This is a genomic window from Janthinobacterium sp. PLB04 (genome assembly GCF_021165895.1).
Classification (GTDB): domain Bacteria; phylum Pseudomonadota; class Gammaproteobacteria; order Burkholderiales; family Burkholderiaceae_D; genus Janthinobacterium; species Janthinobacterium lividum.
The window spans coordinates 3989046-4008517 of sequence record NZ_CP088968.1; the positions used below are offsets into that span (position 1 = coordinate 3989046).

The following is a 19472-nucleotide window of genomic DNA, read 5'->3' on the forward strand; positions in this document are numbered from 1 at the left end:
AGGTCGAAGCGACCAAAACGATGATCAACCGGGTTGAGGAGAAATTCGCTATCAAGCCACAGCGATTGGTGGGCGATACGAATTACGGTGTGGCTGCAATGCTGGGATGGCTGGTCGATGAAAAGAAGATCGCCCCGCACGTTCCTGTCTGGGATAAATCCGAGCATCACGACGGCACTTTCAGCCGTACCGATTTCATCTTCGATAGAGAAAACAATCGTTATGTTTGCCCCGCTGGCAAGTACTTGAAACCTGCTCAGCGTAGCCAGCAGAAAAACCCATTTCGCTATCGGGCCAGCCTGTATGACTGCCAGGCCTGCCAGCTCAAATTGAAATGCTGTCCCAATATGGACATCCGCAAAATCGACCGTAGCCCGCATGAACCTGCACGCGACGTGGCACGAGCCATTGGCAAGACGGATGCTTATCGACAATCGCGTAGAGATCGGAAAAAGGTCGAGATGCTATTTGCCCACCTCAAACGCATCCTGAAACTTGGCCAATTGCGCTTGCGCGGCCCCAGCGGTGCCCACGATGAGTTTCTGCTGGCGGCGACGGCACAAAATCTGCGGAGAATGGCGAAAAAACTGCTTCCGCAAAAACAGAAGGTGACACTAGTGATGAGCTAAGCGAGCCCAGCACCGCCACTGCGTACAATTTTCCTGTACATTTATTGCATTGTGACGGGTCTTGGCCAAGAGTTTTTCAACACAATAGGCCGATAGAGGACAATCAGAATAGCGCAGTGTACGAGGCCGTTGCTGAGAAAGCAAATGAGAAAAATGTCAGGCGCGGCCTACGCCAGCGTGATGTGAAAACGGCCGCAGAAAGCGGCCGTATCGTTGAGGCTAGGCGGTGGAATAAAAATCCCATTGCCCAAGTTTGCCCCAAGTTCGTATTTTGGCAGGATGAAAAATCCTAAGCCATTGAATACAAACGAAAATTTTGGTGGGAAGTGCAAGTTTCGAACTTGCGACCCCTGCAGTGTGAATGCAGTGCTCTACCCCTGAGCTAACCTCCCGAAGCGAGGCGAATTATCGCATAGGTGTTGCGGCATCTGCAAGGGCTGGCGAGAGGAAATTTATCGTGCCCCGCTTCTTTCTCAGGCAGCCGCTGGCGGCGCCGTGACGGCGGTCCAGATGCACTGGCCTTTGGCGGCCTTGTCGAGGCCGGCGATGGTTGCTTCGTGGGCGGCGAGCTCGTCGGCCGTGGCGCTCTGGAAGATGACTTCGGCCAGCGGTACGATTTCCAGGGCGGCGCCGTCGGCGGCCACTTCTACCTCCTCTTCCATGCTGAGACTGTTCTGGCCGCGCGTCATGGCCAGGTAGACGTCGGCCAGCAATTCGGAGTCGAGCAGTGCGCCGTGCAGCTTGCGGTGGGCGTTCGAGACGCCGTAGCGGTCGCATAGGGCATCGAGCGAGTTGCGCTTGCCCGGATGCATTTCCTTCGCCTGCACCAGGGTGTCGATCACGCCATGCACTTGCTCGTGGACTGGCGGCAGGTTCAGGCGCTTGAATTCCGCATTCAGGAAGCCGATATCGAACGGAGCGTTGTGGATGATCAGTTCGGCGCCGGCGATAAACGCGCGGAACTCTTCCGCGATTTCCGCGAATTTTGGCTTGTCGCTGAGGAACTCCGTCGTCAATCCGTGGACGGCCAGCGCCCCCTCTTCCGAATCGCGCTCGGGATTGATGTATTGATGGAAATTATTCCCCGTCAACATACGGTTGTTCAGTTCGACCCCGCCGATCTCCAGGATGCGGTCGCCCGTGCGCGGGTTCAGGCCGGTGGTTTCAGTATCGAGAACAATTTGACGCATGGCAGATTCAGTCGTAAAAGCAAAAAGCGAAGGGCACAGTATAGCAAACCTGTGCCCTCCGGTTACGGCCTGCCCGCTGCTTCAGCGCAGAAATTTAGTTCTCAGGCGCGCACGGTCTCCACGCCCAGATTGGCCAGCTGATCGGCCCGCTCATTGCCGGGATGGCCATTGTGGCCGCGCACCCAACGCCATTCAACTTCATGCACGGCCTGGGCCGTATCGAGCGCCTGCCACAGGTCGACGTTCTTCACGGGCGCCTTGGCCGCCGTTTTCCAGCCGCGCGCCTTCCAGCCGTGGATCCATTCGCTGATGCCCTTCTGCACGTACTGGCTATCGGTATACAGCACTACCTGGCAGGGACGTTTGAGCGCCGTCAAGGCTTCGATCACGGCCTTCAACTCCATGCGGTTATTCGTCGTATTCAATTCCCCGCCGTAGATTTCTTTCTTGGCGCCATCGGCAACCATGAGTGCGCCCCAGCCGCCCGTGCCCGGATTGCCCTTGCATGCGCCATCGGCATAAATCTCAACCTTATCCATCTTGCTGTTCCCGCCTTTTATTCGTGACCGGTGCGCCTGCGGGCGCCGTCGCCGGTTTCTTGGTCCACGCCGGACCGATCAAACGCATCCCTTTGACGCGCTTGATCGCCTGCACTATATACACTGCGCCCAGATATGGCCACCAGCGCGCACCGGCCTTGTCCATGAAGGCGTTGCGGCGCAGCCATTTTTCTGTCCTGCAAGCAGGTGCGTAGCAGCCGAAGTGGCTTTGGCTGACGCCCATGTTCAGCAATTTTAACCAGTCTTTCATGCGCGGCATAGAGATCAGCTCGCCCGCCTGCGGCAGGTAGTGGCGTCCCGTGACCCGCCCCAGCCCCTGGCGCGCGCCCCACAGGCTGGCCGGATTGAAGCCGCAGACGATCACTCTCCCCTCCGGTATCAGCACGCGTTCGACTTCGCGCAAGACCTGGTGCGGCTCGGCAGCAAATTCGAGTACGTGCGGCAAGACCACCAGGTCCAGGCTTTGCGAATCGAACGGCAGCTCATCGAATGCCGACACCAGCGTCAGGCGGCGCTCCTGCGGCGGAAGCGAAGGCAGGCGCGCATCGAGCAGCCATTTGTTGGGCATGCGGTTGGCCGCCAGCGCGTCGAGCTGGGGCAAGCCGATCTGCACGGCATTAAAACCGAAGATATCGACAGTCAGGCTGTCGAGACATTGCTGCTCCCAGGCGCGCACGTACAGACCGGCCGGCGTCTGCAGCCAGCCGTCAAGCGCTATAATGGATTTTTCGGATGCCACACTGTCCATTCAGTTTTCTCTTTTGCTCATGACCAATTCCCCTGAACACGCTTTATCGGTACTTGCCGTGCCCGCCTTTGCCGACAATTACCTGTGGCTGATCCATGACGGCCGCCATGCCGCCGTCGTCGACCCTGGCGACGCGATGGCCATTCTCGATGCGCTGCAAGCCCATCAGTTGACCTTGACCGCCATTTTACTCACGCATCACCACGCCGACCACACGGGTGGCGTGCCTGAATTGTTGCAGCATTTCGCCGTCCCCGTCTTCGGCCCGCGCAATGAGGCTATCACAGCCATCACGGAACCGCTTGCCGAAGGCGATGTCGCCTATGTGCCCGAGCTGGGTTTGCAGATGACCGTCATCGACGTGCCCGGCCACACCAAGGGGCATATCGCCTACGTGCGCCAGCGCGACGAGCGCAGTGGCGCGCCGTGGCTGTTTTCCGGCGACACCCTGTTTGCCGGCGGCTGCGGCCGCCTGTTCGAAGGCACGCCGGGCCAGATGGCCGACTCGCTGGGCAAGCTGGCCGCCCTGCCCGACGATACCGAGGTATTTTGCGCGCATGAGTACACCTTGTCCAATCTGCGCTTCGCCAACGCCGTCGAGCCGGGCAATGTGGCCTTGCAGGAACGCATCGCCATCGACACGGAAAAGCGCCAGCAAGGTTTATCGACCGTGCCATCGACCATCGCCCTCGAGAAGGCCACGAATCCCTTCCTGCGCTACCGTGAACCGGCGATCTTGACCAGCCTGAAGGTGGAAGGCAAGCTGGCCACCGACGCTTCGCCCGTGGAAGCATTCGCGGCCTTGCGGATGTGGAAGAATAATTTTTAAGCGGATCCCTCTGCAATAAAAAATCCCGGCAGATGCTTTATGGCATCGCCGGGATTTTTTTATAGATCTATTTGATCAGGATCAGATTTCCTCGTACAGCGGCAAGGTCAGGAATTCGGCGAACGATTCCGACGTCGACATTTCCTCGAAAATCTGGCCGGCGCGCACATAGGTCGGGCCGTTGCCGCCCGGCGCATCGCGCTGCACCTTGGCCAGCTCTTCCGGAATCATGGCGCGCACCATCTCGGCCGTGACCTTGCGGCCATCTTCCAGCACGCCTTTGCTGGAACGGATCCACTGCCACACTTGCGAGCGGCTGATCTCGGCCGTGGCCGCGTCTTCCATCAGGTTGTGGATAGGCACGCAACCATTGCCGGCCAGCCAGCTACCCAGGTAATGGATGCCCACGTTGATGTTGTAGCGCAAGCCCGCTTCCGTGATCGGCGCTTCCGGCTGGAAGTTCAGCAGATCAGACGCTTTCACATCGATGTCGGGACGCTGTTTCTCGATCTGGTTCGGCTTGTCGCCCAGCACCTTCGTGAACTCGCCCATGGCCAGTTCCACCAGGCCCGGATGAGCAACCCAGCCGCCGTCGTAGCCGTCGGTGGCATCGCGCGCCTTGTCGTTGCGCACGCCACCCATGGCGATGTCGTTCTTTTCCGGATCGTTCTTGATCGGGATCAGGGCTGCCATGCCGCCAATGGCTGGCGCGCCCCGTTTGTGGCAGGTTTTCAGCAGCAGCAAGGCGTAGGCGCGCATGAAGGGCGCCGTCATGGTGACCTTGGCGCGGTCGGCCAGGCAGAAATCCTTGTCCAGCTTGAATTTCTTGATGCACGAGAAGATGTAATCCCAGCGGCCCGCGTTCAGGCCCGAGCTGTGTTCTTTCAGCTCGTACAGGATTTCATCCATCTCGAACGCCGCCAAAATGGTTTCGATCAGCACAGTCGCCTTGATCGTGCCTTGTGGCAAGCCCAATTCATTTTGCGTCATGACGAAAATATCGTTCCACAGGCGCGCTTCCAGGTGCGATTCCATCTTCGGCAGGTAGAAATACGGACCGGCGCCGCGCGCCAGTTGTTCCTTGGCGTTATGGAGCATGAACAGGGCGAAATCGAAAATGCCGCCGGAAATGCGCTTGCCATCGACCAGCACATGCTTTTCATCGAGGTGCCAGCCGCGCGGACGCACGACGAGGGTCGCGATCTTGTCGTTCAGCTTGTAGGACTTGCCATTTTGCTCCAGCGAAATCGTCTTGCGCACGGCGTCGAACATATTGATCTGGCCCGTCAGCTGGTTATCCCAGTTCGGCGTGTTCGAATCCTCGAAGTCCGTCATGTAGCTGTCGGCGCCGGAATTGAAGGCGTTGATGACCATCTTGCGTTCGACGGGGCCCGTGATTTCCACGCGGCGGCATTCGAGCGCCTTCGGGATCGGTGCGATCTTCCAGTCGCCGTCGCGGATGTGCGCGGTTTCTGGCAAGAAATCAGGGCGCTCGCCCGCATCGAGGCGCTTGGCCCGTTCCACGCGCACGGCCAGCAATTCCTGGCGGCGCGGTTCGAATTCGCGCGTCAGCTTGGCCACCAGCGCCAGCGCCGCCGGCGTCAAAATCTGTTCATAGCCGGGGGCGATTTCCCCCGTGATTTGCATGCCTTCTGGAAGTGCGATCGTATTCTGCGTCATGAAGTTCTCCGGTTTTTAATAAATATAGGCAAAGGTAATCTGGTGATCCAAGTATATGCTGAACGACTGCGCGGACAAGCTGGACAGAGCCGCAAAAACACTCTGCAGGGCGGCGCGTTTGTTCTATAGTATTGCACTATAAGGCATGGAAACGAGATTAAAAATCACTTCATCTATGCGTTTTTATCACAAGTGATGGCATTGCAGGAGCACAACATGGGCCAGTTCAGACAAATATCAACGTTCGTGGAGGTGGTCGCCAAAGGCAGCCTGTCGGCTGCCGCCCGTGCGGAAGGGATCGCCCCGGCCATGATAGGCCGGCGCCTCGATGCGCTGGAGCAGCGCCTGGGAGTCAAATTGCTGCAGCGTACGACGCGCAAGCTGGCCTTGACGAATGAAGGCGCCGCCTTCCTGGAGGATTGCCAGCGCATCCTGGGCGAACTGGAAGAGGCGGAAGCGGCCGTGGCCGAGCGCAGCGTGAAGGCCAGCGGCCATTTGCTCATTTCGGCACCGGCCGGCTTCGGCCGCCAGCACGTGGCGCCCCTGATCCCCTCGTTTGTCGCCGAGCACCGCGACGTGACGGTGTCGCTGAACCTGAACGACCGCCTCGTCGACCTGATCGGCGAAGGTATCGATGTGGCCATCCGCATCGCCAGCCTGTCCGATTCTTCGCTGGTGAGCACCAAGCTGGCCGACAACCAGCGCGTGCTGGTCGGCTCGCCCGCCTATTTGAAACGGGCGGGCACGCCGCGCATCCCCGCCGATCTGGCGAAACACAATTGCCTGGCGATCAGCAGCGAAGGCAGCCAGCGGGGCTGGACCTTCCGCGAAAACGGCAAGAACGTGATTCTGAAGGTGGTGGGCAATATGGTCTGCAACGATGGCGAAGTGCTGCACGACTGGGCACTGGCCGGCAAGGGCCTGGCCTGGCGCTCGATGTGGGAAGTGGGCGCGGAAATCGCCTCGGGGCAACTGGTGACGGTACTCGATCAGTTCGCCGCGCCGGGCAATGACATCTACGCCGTGTTCGCCCAGCGGCGCCACTTGCCGCTGCGCATACGGGCGTTCGTGGATTTTTTAAGGCATTCATATGCCCAGCCAGACTACTGGCGCGAACGGGCTATTTGAAGACGCGGGACCAAACCTGCTGCGCGTCGGCATAGGCGGCCTGCGATGCTCACCGGCTCGGCGCCCCCGGTTGCACTTCTCGGCCACCTCTTCCTTCCGCTCGTGACGGTTTTGTCCGGCGTCGTGACGTATGTGGAAACAACCTTGGCACCCGGATCAGCATTAGTTGGCGTAGGTCGGCTTAGCGTAGCGTAAGCCGACACATCCCCATTGTCGGCCTACGCGCAAGCACCAAGCCGACCTACGCGGCGACGCAAACACGCCAAAAAGAACACGCAGCCCACGCAAAACCGGTGCCTCACGGAAATTCAGGCGAAAAAAAATCCTCGGAGACCGAGGATTTCTTTATTTCGTTTGATCCAGCGTATTAGATTGGCTGAATGTTCGAAGCTTGCTTGCCTTTAGGGCCAGCGGTCACTTCAAAAGAAACGCGTTGGTTCTCTTGCAGGGACTTGAAGCCGTTCGACTGGATAGCCGAGAAGTGAGCGAACAGATCTTCGCCGCCTTCGTCAGGGGTAATAAAGCCGAAACCCTTCGAATCATTGAACCATTTTACGATGCCAGTTGCCATTACAATTTCCTATTTCAGTTAAGTTGGGCTTGCGCCCGTTATATCGTTTGAAGCAAGAAAGAAATGACAGACAAACTGCACTACTACCTCGAATCCAACGATGCCCAATTATACCAACAAAACTGAGAAAAACCATTCTTTCGCAAAATAAACTTGCGAACACTACTTTAATAGCCAAATCCCCGTCTTGCGGCGCCCTGTACTAGCGGCATGGACACACTATATCCTAATCTGCGACGCGGGTGCTTTGCGTTGCATCAAATGAATCATTGCAACCACATTACTATGGCGCGGTCACTCACGCGGTGAAGTGAGTGGCAGCCGCATCGCGCCCTGCCCAGTCCAATAGCGCCACCACTTGCGCCCGCACGGCGGGCCATTCCGCCACCGCTTGCGCGGGGGCATTGAGCATGGCACGCACCAACTGCTCGATGCGCCGGCATTCCTGGCCCAGCGCGGCAAAGCCAAAGGTAGCGGCAGAGCCGGCCACCGCGTGCAGCGCGCGGTGCAGCTCCGTCAAGGGTTCCAGGCTGGGGCCTTCGCTGTCGCAGCGGCCGCTTGCCTGCGTGATCGCCTGCAACAGGGCCGGCACGCCAGCCGCATATTTTTCATTCAGGACACGCAAACGCGCACGGAAATCCGGATCGATCAAGGTTGCCATCGCAATACTTGCCTGAGTTGGCTTACTTGGTGCCGAAGATGCGGTCGCCGGCATCGCCCAGGCCTGGCACGATATAGGCGTGGTCATCCAGGTGCGAATCGAGCGAGGCGCAGAACATCTTGACGTTCGGATGCGCGTTCTGGAACACGGTCACGCCTTCCGGTGCGGCCACCAGGGCCAGGAAGATGATCTGTTCGTCCGTGACGCCGCGCTTCTTCAGCACGTCGACAGCATACACGGCCGAATTGCCGGTCGCGACCATCGGGTCGCACAAGATAAAGGTGCGCTCGTTCAAGTCAGGCAGGCGCACCAGGTATTCCACCGGCATGTGGGTAGCAGGATCGCGGTACACGCCGATGTGGCCAACGCGCGCCGATGGCACCAGGTTCAGCAAGCCATCGCTCATGCCGATGCCGGCGCGCAGGATCGGCACGATGGCCAGTTTCTTGCCAGCGATGACGGGCGCGTCGATGGTGACCAGCGGGGTCTTGATTTCGCGCGTGGTCAGCGGCAGGTCGCGCGTGATTTCATAGCCCATCAGCAAGGTGATTTCCTTGAGCAATTCGCGGAAGGTGCGCGTCGACGTATCGTGCTCGCGCATGTGGCTCAGCTTGTGCTGGATCAAAGGGTGATCGGTAATGAACAAATTCGGGAAGCGTGGATCTTGTTTCATGTTATTTTTCTTTCTCTGCTATCTGGCGCGGCGGCAAGCCTGGGCCGCAGGCGCGCTGTGTATCGATAAAATGATGGATTGCAGCATTATCCCAGCCCCCAGCCCGCCTGTGGCCGGAATTTTCGAAATAATTGCGTATCCGGGCCGAGGCAAACTCAGTACTCGCGCAGCGCGCGCGCCAGGATGGCCGCGCAATCGGTGCCGGCCGGCAAGCGTCCATACGCCCCACCCGGCGCCTGCGCCAGCCGCGATTGCAGGAACGCTTGCGCCACGAACGGTGGCGCATGGCGCAGCAGCAAGGCCCCCTGCACGGCCAGCACGATACGCTCGGATAATTGCCTCGCGCCAAATTCGTCCGTCTGCGGCCCGTCCAGGTCGGCCAGCAGGCGCGCGCGGTAGTCAAGCAAAATGGCATTGTCATCGCCGGCCAGCGCCAGCTCGGCCGCCAGAGCGTCGCGCGCGGCCGGCGACTTGCCGAAGGCGCGCAAAACGTCGAGGCACATGACGTTGCCCGAACCTTCCCAGATCGAATTGACGGGCAGTTCGCGGTACAGGCGCGCCAGCGGCGCATCTTCCACATAGCCGGTGCCGCCCAGCACTTCCATCGCCTCAAAGCCGAAACCGGGACCGCGCTTGCAGATCCAGTACTTGCCCGCCGGCGTGAGCACGCGCGCCAGCATCGCTTGCTGCGGATCATCCTTTTCATCGAAACATCGGGCCAGGCGCAGCGCAAAGGCCGTGGCGGCTTCCGATTCCAGCGCCAGGTCGGCCAGCACGTTCTGCATCAGGGGCTGCTCGGCCAGCGGCTTGCCGAACACGGCCCGCTGGCGCGCATGGTGCAGCGCCTGGCTCAAGGCGGCGCGCATGATGCCGGTGCTGCCCAGCACGCAATCGAGGCGCGTGTGGCTGGCCATTTCCAGGATGGTGGGTATGCCCCGCCCCGGCTGGCCCACCAGCCAGCCGTAGGCATTGGTAAATTCCACTTCGGAAGAGGCGTTCGAGCGGTTGCCCAGCTTATCCTTCAGGCGCTGCACGCGGATGGCGTTGCGGCTGCCGTCGGGCAGGTAGCGGGGCAAAAAGAAACAGGACAATCCGCCCTCTTCCGCCTGCGCCAGGATCAGATGCGCGTCGCATTGCGGCGCCGAGAAAAACCACTTGTGGCCGACGATGCGCCAGGCGCCGCCGGCCTCGCTGCCGAACAGGGCTTGCGCCTCGGCCGGCGGCACGGGCACGGCGCGCGTGGTGTTGCTGCGCACATCGGAGCCGCCCTGCTTTTCCGTCATGCCCATGCCCACCAGGGCGCCGCGTTTCTGCTCCACGGGCAGGGAGCGGGGATCGTATTCGCGCGAGAGGATTTTCGGCAGCCAGCGCTGCGCGATGTGCGGCAGGTCCAGCGCCTGGCGCAAGGCCGGCACCGAGGCATACGTCATCGTCACGGGACACTGCGTGCCGTTTTCCACCTGCCCCACTAATAGATAGGCCGCCGCGCGCGCCACCTGGGCGCCTGGGCCGGGCGAGACCCACGGCGAAGCGTGCGCGCCAGCGCCCACGAGGATGGCCATGAGTTCATGCCAGGCCGGATGGAACAGCACCTCGTCGACGCGGCGCCCGGCGCGGTCGAACTGCTGCAACTCGGGCGTGTGGATATTCGCCTGGCGCGCCAGCGCATAGGTCTCGGCGCGGCCCAGCTTTTCGCCGAGCGCATCGATCTCCTGCAACGCCGCGCCGCCGCCCTCGCGCAGCAGCGCTTCGATCAGCGCCGGATCGCAGGCGAACAGATTGACATTTTCAAAAGGCGTGGCCTGGTTGAAAACTTCATGCGTGTCAAAGGCATTCATGGGAGTCTCCCGCGATTTGTTATCATGGCGCCCTTGCCGTCGCTGGCGCACCGTCAACACCGTCTGCCAGCCAGACTAGCGCAAAGCGCATGGCGGGGCAAGCGCGCCAGTGAAGGCAGGCGCAGATAAATGTTTCCATGTGGAATGAAAATGCCTGCGGATGTCGCGCGGCATGATTTTTTTCATGGAAGGCAGGAATATTTACAAAACCTGAAGCAATGTTGCTCTATTTCATGTAATCGGGTGCTTTTCAATGATACATTTCGTGTGGATCGCGTTCCGATAGCCGCCCTTTCGGCCCCTATGGCACGCCTCACGCACGATGCACTCTTTCCGTTGGCGCCCTGCCCTGCAGCGAGCGCCGGCACTGATAATAAAAAGGTAAAAGCCAGCACGATGTTTTCCAGTACCCCATCCGCCGCCCACCGCGAGGCTCGCCACGAGTTGGACAACCTCATGGAAGAGGCAGGCGACGTCGTGTTCCGGCTCGATACGGACGGCCTGATCCTGTTTGCCAGCAAGCGTGCGGCCACCCTGTTTGGCGCGCCATCGGGCCTGTCCGGCCACTTGCTGCTGCCGCTGGCCGCCGAAGCGTCGCGCGCTGCGCTGCAAGCGGCGCTGGAAGACGCCCTGGCCGAACCGGGCCGCCTGGAAGTGCGCCTGCAAACGCCGGACCAGGAAATCTGGTTCGAGCTGCGCCTGTCCTCTTATATGAATGCGGCCGGCGTGGCCGAACTGCTGGTGGTCGGGCGCGACACGTCGGCCCAGCACAATACGGAAGAACGGCTGCGCCACATGGCCACGCACGACGCGCTCACGGGCTTGCCGAACCGATTGCTGTTGTCGGACCGCATCCGCATGGTGATCGCCCAGGCCGCCCGTTCGGGCCAGGGCTTTTCCGTCGCCACCATCGGCCTCGATGGCTTTAAAAAGGTCAACGATGGCCTGGGCCACCCCGTCGGCGACGCCGTGCTGCGCCTGGCCGCCGCGCGATTGCGCAAGACGCTGCGCGACAGCGACACCCTGGCGCGCGTGGGCGGCGATGAATTCGTCGCCGTGCTGCCCGGCAGCGCCACGGACGCGCAGATCAAGCTGGTGACGGGCCGTCTGCTGGCCACCCTGCAGGCGCCGTTCGAAGTGGACGGCCACACGATCTACGTGGGCGCCTCCGTCGGCGTCTCGATCTATCCGCTGCACGCGGAAGATGAAGTGCGCCTGGTGGCGCTGGCCGATGCGGCCATGTCGCGCGCCAAGGAAACGGGCAAGGCCCGCTGCCTGGTCTACAGCCCGCGCCTGAATGGCCCGTCGGAACACGATATTTCGCTGGAAGCGGCGATGTTCCACGCCGTGCGCGAAGGCGAATTCCTGCTCTTTTACCAGCCCATCGTCGACGCGCACACGCGGCAAATCCAGGGTTTCGAAACCCTGATGCGCTGGAAGCACCCGACCCTGGGCCTGGTGCCGCCCGTGCGCTTCATCCCGATTGCCGAAGCCAATGGCCTGATCAACCTGCTGGGCGCCTGGGCGCTGAAAGCGGCCTGCGTGCAGCTCAAGCAGTTCCAGGAAGTGGCCAGGCGGCCGCTGTACATCTCCGTCAACATCAGCCCGCGCCAGTTCCGCAACGACAAATTCCTAGACGTGCTCGATGACGCCATCGCGTTTTCGGGACTCTCGGGCGAACACCTGGTGCTGGAAATTACGGAAGGCACCCTGATGATCGACCCCGTGCATGCGGAAACCATCCTCGTCAAGATGACGGAGCGCCGCGCGCGCATCGCCATCGACGATTTCGGCACCGGCTATTCCTCGCTCGCGTATCTGAAGCGCTTCCCCATTTCCGTGCTGAAGATCGACCGCACCTTCATCAAGGACTTGCCCGAATCGAGCAAGGATGCGGCCATCTGCAACACCATTCTCGACCTGGCCAAGCACTTGAACCTGTCCGTGGTGGCCGAGGGCGTGGAAACCGAGGAACAGATGCATTTCATGGAGTCGCGCGGCTGCCAGTATGTGCAGGGCTACCTGACGGGCAAGCCGATGCCGGCCCACGCCGCGCTATCGGCCTTGAGCGACAAAACCTATGCGGCGCTGGTGCCTGCGCCGTCTGCCAATGAACCGCGCGGAGGGGTGCAATGAATCCAGGTCATTTCCCGGCGCCGACACAGCTCGGCAAAAATACCCTGGACCTGCTGTGGGCGCGCACGCGCCAGCAGGGCGACATGCCCGGCTTCGCGAAAGCCATCAGCGCCATCCTGGGCGCCATGCGCGGCGAGGATGACCACGAATTCGACATCACGCAAACGGTGCTGTCCGACCCTGTCCTCACGCACAAGGTGCTGCGTCTGGCCAACAGCGGCATGTATTCGGCCTTCGGCCAGCGCGTCAATACGGTCTCGAAGGCCGTGCTGGTGCTGGGCATCGACGCCATCGGCCACCTGGCGCTGGGCCTGAAACTGATCGAGGAGCTGTCACAGGCGTCGCCCGACTCCGTCAGCGCCCACGTGGAAATGGAAAAGGCCGTGCTGGCCGGGATGGTGGCGCAGCAGGTGGCCACCAGCGCCGGCAGCCTGCAGGCGGAACAGGCTGTCGTCTGCTCGATGCTGCACACCCTGGGCCGCATGATGGTGACGTTCTACATGACGGACTTCTGGGCGCGCATGCAGGCGCATGCGGGTCCCGGCAACGAGGCGGCCGCCGCGCGCGAAATCCTCGGCCTGTCGCTGCCGGAAGTGGGCTATGCCACGGCCGCCCACTGGGGCTTGCCGCAGCACCTGATCAACGGCATGCGTCCGATGGATCCGTCGCCGGACAACTCCCCCGTCAGCGGTGCCGACTGGATGGCGGGACTGTCGACGATGGCGGCGCGCTGCGCCGACTCGCTGTGGCATGACGATGCGGCCGGTGCGGCGCAGGTGCACGCACTGATCGACGATTATGCGGGTACCCTGGGCATCACATCGACCGATCTGGTGGCCGCCGTGGACAAGGCCAAGGCGATGGCGGCGGCCGACCTGTCGATTGCGCCCCTGTCGAAACCGGCCGAGCGGCGCGCGCGCCAGCTGGCATCGACGCGCATGCGCGCCGAAGGCAACCGCGTATTAATAGGCGGCCTGGCCGACCTGCGCGGCGCCATCGGCAGCGCCAGTCCGGGACAGATGGTCTCGATGGCGCTCGAAACGCTGCACCAGGGCTTCGATTTTTCACGCTCGGTGGCATTCGTGCGCAACCACAGGGATCATCTGTATTCGGCGCGCATCAGCATGGGCGAAGGCATGGCCGACCTGCAGGACCTGATGGTGTTTGGCGACGCGTATGAACCGAACGTCTTCCACGCGGCCCTCAACAGCGACCGCGTGATCTTCATCGACAATGCGCGCGACCCGAAATTTGCCGCCAAGCTGCCGCAATGGTGGAAAGCCACGCTGTCGGAAGCACGCAGCTTCGTCGTGCTGCCCCTGTCGGCCAACGGCCACCCCACGGGATTCCTGTACGGCGACTGGGACGACAGCTTCCCGCCGATCCAGCTGAACCAGACGGAATTCAACCTGATCAACGATATCCGGGCGTTATTGGTGCAGTCGGTGGAGATGCGGCACCAGCTGGAGCTGGTGGCAAATAAGGTGGCGTGACAGGAAGCGCCGACAATGGCGTCGGATTACGCGCAAGCGCTAATCCGACCTACATGGCATGGGGCGTAGGTCGGATTAGGGCCGCAGGCCCGTAATCCGACAACATTCAGCTTATTTCAACTTCGGCGTCGAAACCGACACATCGCCGCATTGCGCGCGGTGCATCAGGGCGTGGTCGATCAGGACCAGCGCCAGCATGGCTTCGGCGATCGGCGTGGCGCGGATGCCCACGCACGGGTCGTGGCGGCCGAACGTTTCCACCATCACGGGATTGCCTTCTTTATCGATCGAGCGGCGCGGCGTGCGGATCGACGAAGTCGGCTTGATGGCGATCGAGACGCTGATATCCTGCCCCGTCGAAATGCCGCCCAGTACGCCGCCGGCGTTATTACCGATAAAACCTTCCGGCGTCAGTTCGTCGCCGTGCTCGGAACCCTTTTGCGCCACCGAATCGAAACCGGCGCCGATTTCCACGCCCTTGACGGCATTGATGCCCATCATGGCGTAGGCGATGTCGGCATCGAGCTTGTCATAGATGGGCTGGCCCAGGCCGACAGGCACGTTTTGCGCGATCACGTCGATGCGCGCACCGATGGAATCGCCATCGCGGCGCAACTGGTCCATCGCCGCTTCCATGCGCGCGATCAGGTCCGCGTCGCCGCTGGCGGCAAAGAACGGATTCGCATGCACGTGCTCCCAGGACTGGAACGGCACGGGAATGTCGCCCAGCTGACTCATGCAGCCCTTGAAGGTGGTGCCGTATTGCTGCAGCAGCCATTTCTTGGCGATGGCCGCCGCACCCACGACGGGCGCCGTCAGGCGCGCCGAGGAGCGCCCGCCGCCGCGCGGATCGCGCACGCCGTATTTATGCCAGTAGGTGTAGTCGGCGTGGCCGGGGCGGAAGCTTTCCGCGATATTGCCGTAATCCTTGCTGCGCTGGTCTTCATTGCGGATCAGCAGCGCGATGGGCGTGCCCGTCGTCACGCCCTGGTACACGCCGGAGAGGATTTCCACCGTATCGGATTCCTGGCGCTGCGTCACGTGGCGCGAGGTGCCAGGCTTGCGGCGGTCCAGTTCAGGCTGGATATCGGCTTCCGACAGGATCAATCCCGGCGGACAGCCATCGATCACGCAGCCGATGGCCGGACCATGCGATTCGCCGAAAGTGGTAACAGTAAACAGCTTGCCAAAAGAATTGCCGGACATAGTAGGAAGTGTAAGGACTGGAAAACTCAATTCTACCAGCCTGCGGGACATGACATGCCGCTAATGCCGCAGCAAGGCCGGATAATCCCCACCGATCTCGCCATTTTAAAATCCCGCGTATTTTTTCATATAAAAAATACCAAATAAGAGTTGCAATCATGCAATACAAGAAATATTGCACTCCACAGGATACTTAAAAAAACATTTTGCTTATTAAATAGCTATATACTTGGATGATGGGCGATCAGAAAATGGGCGAGTCTCGGCAACACTTGAGTGCTGCTTTTTCGATGTGCCCTGAGTGCATCAGAAATGGCCAGGGCTAGGCGCGCCGCCGAAGACAGTACGCGAGTACGGCGAGGCGGTGCAACAACGCCATGGACATTTCTGATGTACTCACATCCCGTACTGAGTCATCCTGGAGAAGCTATACATGCCCGCACCGATCATCCCCCTTGACGCCAACAAGGACGATCACGACGACCTGGTATTCCTCGATGAGCAACCAGCGCCGCCGCTGGCCGTCGCACCGCGCAGCGTCTGGCGGGTGATGATCATCGACGACGATGAAGACGTCCACTCCACCACCACTTTCGCCCTGGGCAACCTGGAAATGCAGCACCGCCCGCTGGAATTCGTGCATGCGTATTCGGCCGGCCAGGCGCGCGAACTGCTCAAGCATGAAGACGACATCGCCGTCATCCTGCTCGACGTGGTGATGGAACAGGATGACGCGGGCCTGCACCTGGTGCGCTACATCCGCGAAACCCTCAAGATGACGGACGTGCGCATCATCCTGCGTACGGGCCAGCCCGGCTACGCGCCGGAAATCGACGCCATCCGCGATTTCGACATCAACGACTACAAGACCAAGTCCGAATTGACGCGCATCAAGCTGTTTACCACGGTGACGGCCGCCATCCGCTCGTACGAGCAGATCCGTTCGATCAGCAGCAGCCGGCGCGGCCTGGACCGTATCGTCCACGCCAGCACGCAGCTGATGGCGCTGCATGGCGTGCAGAATTTCTCGGCCGGCGTGCTGGCGCAGATCGCCGACCTGCTGGGCATCCGCGCCGACGGCGTGCTGTGCGTGCAGGACCTGCAGGACAGCGGCGCCAGGGAGCTGCTCGTCTCGGCCTGCACGGGCAGCTTTTCCAGCTTGCCGCACAGCGCCCTGTGCGGCCTGCAAAATCCCCGCGTGATGGCCGCCATCGAACACACGCTGGCGCAACGGCGCAATGTGTACGCGCATGACTACGCCACCCTGTACTTCGCGGGCAAGGCCAGCCGCGACGCGACCGCCTACCTGGTGCTGCCGCGCCCCCTCTCGGCCATCGATGAAAGCCTGCTGGAAGTCTTCTGCAGCAACGTCGCCGTGGGCCTCGACAACGTCGAGCTGGTGTCGCACCTGCACAATGCCGCCTTCTACGACCAGTTGTCGAAGCTGCCCAACCGCACGCGCCTGGTGGAGATCCTCGACGCCACCCTGGCCGGCCCCGCACGCGACGACGCCACCCTGTCGCTGGTCGACCTCGATCATTTTGCCGAGACCAACGACGCGCTGGGACACCAGTTCGGCGACATGCTGCTGGTGGCCGTGGCCGGACGCCTGCAAACCCAGCTGGGGCCCCACCTGACGGTGGCGCGCCTGGGCGGCGACATCTTTTGCGTGCTGGGCGACTCTTCGCAAGTCAACCCAAGCAAGATCCTGGCCCTGTTCCAGGCACCGTTCTGCATCGATGGCCAGGACGTGCAGCTGTCCGCCACCCTAGGCCTGGTACGGCTGGGCGAGCATGCGGGCACGGGCGCCGACGCGCTGAAGGATGCCGATATCGCCTTGAAACGGGCGAAAAGCCAGCAACGCGCCGGGCACTTCTATTTCTCGCGCAGCATGGGCATCGAAATCCGCGAACGGGTGCGCATGATGCATGCGCTACGCACGGCCTTCAGCCAGGACCAGCTGTTTGTCGTGTATCAACCGCAGATCGACCTGACCACGCGCCGTCCCGTGGGCGCCGAAGCGCTGCTGCGCTGGCAGACGCCGGACGGCAAGTTCATCTCGCCCGACCGTTTCATCCCGATTGCCGAGTATTCGGGCATCATCATCGACCTCGGCGAATGGGTGCTGCGCACGGCTTGCCGCGAACTGGTGCTGCTGCGCGAGCAGGGCCACCGCAATTTCGTCATGTCCGTCAACGTGTCGCAAGTGCAGTTCCGCCACCCGCTGTTCCTGGAAATGCTGCGCGCGGCGCTGGAAGAGACACAGGCGCCGCCCGAATTCATCGAGCTGGAAATCACGGAATCGATGGCCATGGAAGAGCCGGACCTGCTGATCAAGATGCTGTGGCAGATCAAGCAGACGGGCGTGAGCATCGCCATCGACGACTTCGGCACGGGCTTCTCGTCCCTGTCCTACCTGCAGCGCCTGCAAGTCGACCGCCTGAAGATCGACCGCGCCTTCGTCACCGAGATCACGGGATCGGCGCGCGGCAGCAGCATCGCCGAAATGGTCATCCAGCTGGGCCGCAACCTGGGCCTGGCCGTGATCGCCGAAGGCGTGGAAGACGAGCGCCAGGCGCAGATCCTGCAGGCGCTGGGCTGCCCGATGGCGCAAGGCTTCCTGTTCGCCCGCCCGATGACGGCCACGGCGCTGGGCACCTGGCTGAACAACGAAGCGCTGCAGGGCGCCGCATAGGCGCCACCTTGGCTAGCCAATGCAAAACGCCGGCAGTTGCCGGCGTTATTTTTACTGCATGAGCAAAACTTAGTCGGTGGTTTCAGCCGGCCAGTCGCGGATATACGCCTTGAGCATCTGGTTTTCAAAGCTTTGCGCTTCCAGCACGGCGCGCGCCACATCGTAGAAGGAAATGACGCCCAGCAAGGTCTTGGCATTCATGACGGGCAGGTAGCGCGCGTGTTTTTCCAGCATGATGCGGCGCACTTCATTGACTTCCGTATCCGGGGTCACGGTGATCGGGTGGTCATCCATGTGCTTGCGCACGGTGCCGCCGCCGATCTGGCCCGCGTTTTCATGCAGCGCGTTGAGCACTTCGCGGAAGGTCAGCATGCCGACCAGGTCGCCAAATTCCATGACCACCAGAGAACCGATGTCCTTTTCAGCCATGGTATTGGCCGCGTCAAGCAGGGGCTGGTCAGGCGTGACCGTGTAGAGGATATTGCCCTTGACTTGGAGAATTTCAGATACTTTCATATTGGCCGTCCTGTCCGCGTGATTGGTATTTTAGTTATTCTAGCCCTTACTGCGACTGTAGCCTATGCCTGCGGAAAAATCCAGCCTTGCGCGCAATCAAATCGAGGGGGATTGTCGGGCAAGAAAAACGTAGCGAGCGGATGCGCGGCGCGGCCGAGAAGCGCAGCGGTACGCGAGTACCGTGAGCATCGCCGGCCGTGCCCCGCGACGCGCAGTAGTTTTTCTCACGCTCTGCGGCGGAACCACCCGGCGATGGACAGGCGCTCGCGCGCCGTCGGCAATACTTCGTGCAGCATCTCGCCCGACATGAACATCGCCATGCGACCCGCTTGCGGCAAGACGTCCACCACAGGCCCGCCCTGCGGGTGCAGGCGCAGCGCGCCACCGTGCTCCGGCAGCCAGTCATCGTTCAGGTACAGCACGACGGACACGGTACGCTTGTCGTCGTCGCGGAAACGGTCCAGATGCGCCCGGTAGAAGGCGCCCGGCGCGTACAGGGCAAAATGGCTTTCGTACTCTTCCAGTCCCAGGAACAGCTCACGGTTGAGCATGCAACGCAGCGCTTCCATCTGTTCCAGGTAGCGGTCGCAAGCGGCTGAGCGGCCCGTTTCCAGCCATTCGATATGGTCGCCGCGGATGTCCGGCTGCAGCAGCGGCGCATGGCCGCTGCCCACGCCGGCGCCCTTCATCTTGCCGCTGAGCATGGATTGCACGCATTCGGCGGCCAGCTGGCGGCTCAGTTCGGGGGAGATGAAATGCTCTTGCATGAGCCAGCCCGCGTGGCACAGGCCGTCGACGATAGATGGTCCGGGAACGGCAAGGGAGCCGTCGAACGATATTGCGGGCATAAAATCTTTCCTGGTGGACATGCGATGAGAGTTCGCCTGAAGCCCAGGATTTCGCTTGCACGCAGCAGCCT

At 61.5% G+C, this 19472-nt stretch carries 17 protein-coding genes and 1 tRNA gene; 6 read left to right on the forward strand and 12 right to left on the reverse strand.

All coding sequences use genetic code 11. The features are described 5' to 3' along the window. Nucleotides 1-629 (forward strand): transposase (locus LSO07_RS17645; protein ID WP_231772990.1); only part of this gene is annotated, 629 nt, incomplete at its 5' end. A gap of 317 nt (nucleotides 630-946) precedes the next feature. Here LSO07_RS17645 and LSO07_RS17650 read toward each other — a convergent pair. The 4 genes from LSO07_RS17650 to LSO07_RS17665 form a co-directional block, all read right to left on the reverse strand. Further along, a tRNA-Val gene (locus tag LSO07_RS17650) sits at nucleotides 947-1021 on the reverse strand. 81 nt (nucleotides 1022-1102) lie between these two features. Then, entirely contained in the window at nucleotides 1103-1819 is a 717-nt protein-coding gene (gene dnaQ / locus LSO07_RS17655) for a DNA polymerase III subunit epsilon (protein ID WP_034784448.1), read from the reverse strand. A 101-nt stretch (nucleotides 1820-1920) separates the two neighbouring features. Continuing rightward, nucleotides 1921-2358, reverse strand: a complete 438-nt coding sequence (gene rnhA / locus LSO07_RS17660; protein WP_034784447.1) for a ribonuclease HI — start codon at nucleotides 2356-2358, stop codon at nucleotides 1921-1923. Next, nucleotides 2351-3127 (reverse strand): class I SAM-dependent methyltransferase, encoded by a 777-nt coding sequence (locus tag LSO07_RS17665; RefSeq protein ID WP_034784446.1) that lies wholly within the window; start codon nucleotides 3125-3127, stop codon nucleotides 2351-2353. The genes rnhA and LSO07_RS17665 overlap by 8 nt, the downstream gene beginning before the upstream one ends. A 19-nt stretch (nucleotides 3128-3146) precedes the next feature. Between LSO07_RS17665 and gloB the strand changes: the two genes are divergently transcribed. Further along, nucleotides 3147-3956 carry a hydroxyacylglutathione hydrolase gene (gene gloB / locus LSO07_RS17670; RefSeq protein ID WP_070280686.1) on the forward strand — a complete coding sequence of 270 codons (810 nt, stop codon included), beginning with the start codon at nucleotides 3147-3149 and terminating at the stop codon, nucleotides 3954-3956. Between the two features lie 81 nt (nucleotides 3957-4037). On the opposite strand, the gene aceB is transcribed toward gloB, so the two are convergent. Beyond that, nucleotides 4038-5636 carry a malate synthase A gene (aceB, locus tag LSO07_RS17675; protein WP_151095915.1) on the reverse strand — a complete coding sequence of 533 codons (1599 nt, stop codon included), beginning with the start codon at nucleotides 5634-5636 and terminating at the stop codon, nucleotides 4038-4040. Nucleotides 5637-5852: 216 nt separating this feature from the next. Between aceB and LSO07_RS17680 the strand changes: the two genes are divergently transcribed. Beyond that, nucleotides 5853-6764 (forward strand): LysR family transcriptional regulator, encoded by a 912-nt coding sequence (locus tag LSO07_RS17680; RefSeq protein ID WP_151095918.1) that lies wholly within the window; start codon nucleotides 5853-5855, stop codon nucleotides 6762-6764. Nucleotides 6765-7131: 367 nt separating this feature from the next. On the opposite strand, the gene LSO07_RS17685 is transcribed toward LSO07_RS17680, so the two are convergent. The 4 genes from LSO07_RS17685 to LSO07_RS17700 form a co-directional block, all read right to left on the reverse strand. Next, a complete protein-coding gene (locus LSO07_RS17685) occupies nucleotides 7132-7335 on the reverse strand; it encodes a cold-shock protein (protein ID WP_010398811.1) in 204 nt (67 codons plus the stop codon). 298 nt (nucleotides 7336-7633) lie between these two features. Further along, on the reverse strand, nucleotides 7634-7996 hold the full coding sequence (locus LSO07_RS17690; RefSeq protein WP_151095921.1) for an Hpt domain-containing protein: 363 nt from the start codon (nucleotides 7994-7996) through the stop codon (nucleotides 7634-7636). Between the two features lie 22 nt (nucleotides 7997-8018). Further along, nucleotides 8019-8669, reverse strand: coding sequence for a uracil phosphoribosyltransferase (upp, locus tag LSO07_RS17695; RefSeq protein WP_010398816.1), 651 nt, complete (start codon nucleotides 8667-8669; stop codon nucleotides 8019-8021). Between the two features lie 155 nt (nucleotides 8670-8824). Further along, nucleotides 8825-10507, reverse strand: coding sequence for an isovaleryl-CoA dehydrogenase (locus LSO07_RS17700; RefSeq protein WP_151095924.1), 1683 nt, complete (start codon nucleotides 10505-10507; stop codon nucleotides 8825-8827). Between the two features lie 396 nt (nucleotides 10508-10903). Here LSO07_RS17700 and LSO07_RS17705 point away from each other — a divergent pair, with 396 nt between their 5' ends. Both LSO07_RS17705 and LSO07_RS17710 read left to right on the forward strand, forming a co-directional pair. Then, nucleotides 10904-12643 (forward strand): putative bifunctional diguanylate cyclase/phosphodiesterase, encoded by a 1740-nt coding sequence (locus tag LSO07_RS17705; RefSeq protein WP_034784441.1) that lies wholly within the window; start codon nucleotides 10904-10906, stop codon nucleotides 12641-12643. Beyond that, nucleotides 12640-14136, forward strand: a complete 1497-nt coding sequence (locus LSO07_RS17710) for an HDOD domain-containing protein (protein WP_151095927.1) — start codon at nucleotides 12640-12642, stop codon at nucleotides 14134-14136. The genes LSO07_RS17705 and LSO07_RS17710 overlap by 4 nt, the downstream gene beginning before the upstream one ends. Nucleotides 14137-14247: 111 nt before the next feature. Here LSO07_RS17710 and aroC read toward each other — a convergent pair whose 3' ends face one another. Continuing rightward, on the reverse strand, nucleotides 14248-15342 hold the full coding sequence (gene aroC, locus LSO07_RS17715) for a chorismate synthase (RefSeq protein WP_070280697.1): 1095 nt from the start codon (nucleotides 15340-15342) through the stop codon (nucleotides 14248-14250). Between the two features lie 433 nt (nucleotides 15343-15775). Here aroC and LSO07_RS17720 point away from each other — a divergent pair, with 433 nt between their 5' ends. Next, complete coding sequence (locus LSO07_RS17720; RefSeq protein ID WP_151095930.1) at nucleotides 15776-18037, forward strand: putative bifunctional diguanylate cyclase/phosphodiesterase; 2262 nt, start codon at nucleotides 15776-15778, stop codon at nucleotides 18035-18037. A gap of 69 nt (nucleotides 18038-18106) precedes the next feature. Here LSO07_RS17720 and LSO07_RS17725 read toward each other — a convergent pair whose 3' ends face one another. Together LSO07_RS17725 and LSO07_RS17730 are read right to left on the reverse strand one after the other, a co-directional pair. After that, nucleotides 18107-18553: a CBS domain-containing protein gene (locus LSO07_RS17725; RefSeq protein ID WP_010398828.1), complete on the reverse strand. Its 447-nt coding sequence runs from the start codon at nucleotides 18551-18553 to the stop codon at nucleotides 18107-18109. A gap of 224 nt (nucleotides 18554-18777) precedes the next feature. After that, nucleotides 18778-19401, reverse strand: coding sequence for a 2OG-Fe(II) oxygenase (locus tag LSO07_RS17730; protein WP_151095933.1), 624 nt, complete (start codon nucleotides 19399-19401; stop codon nucleotides 18778-18780). Nucleotides 19402-19472 lie beyond the last annotated feature (71 nt).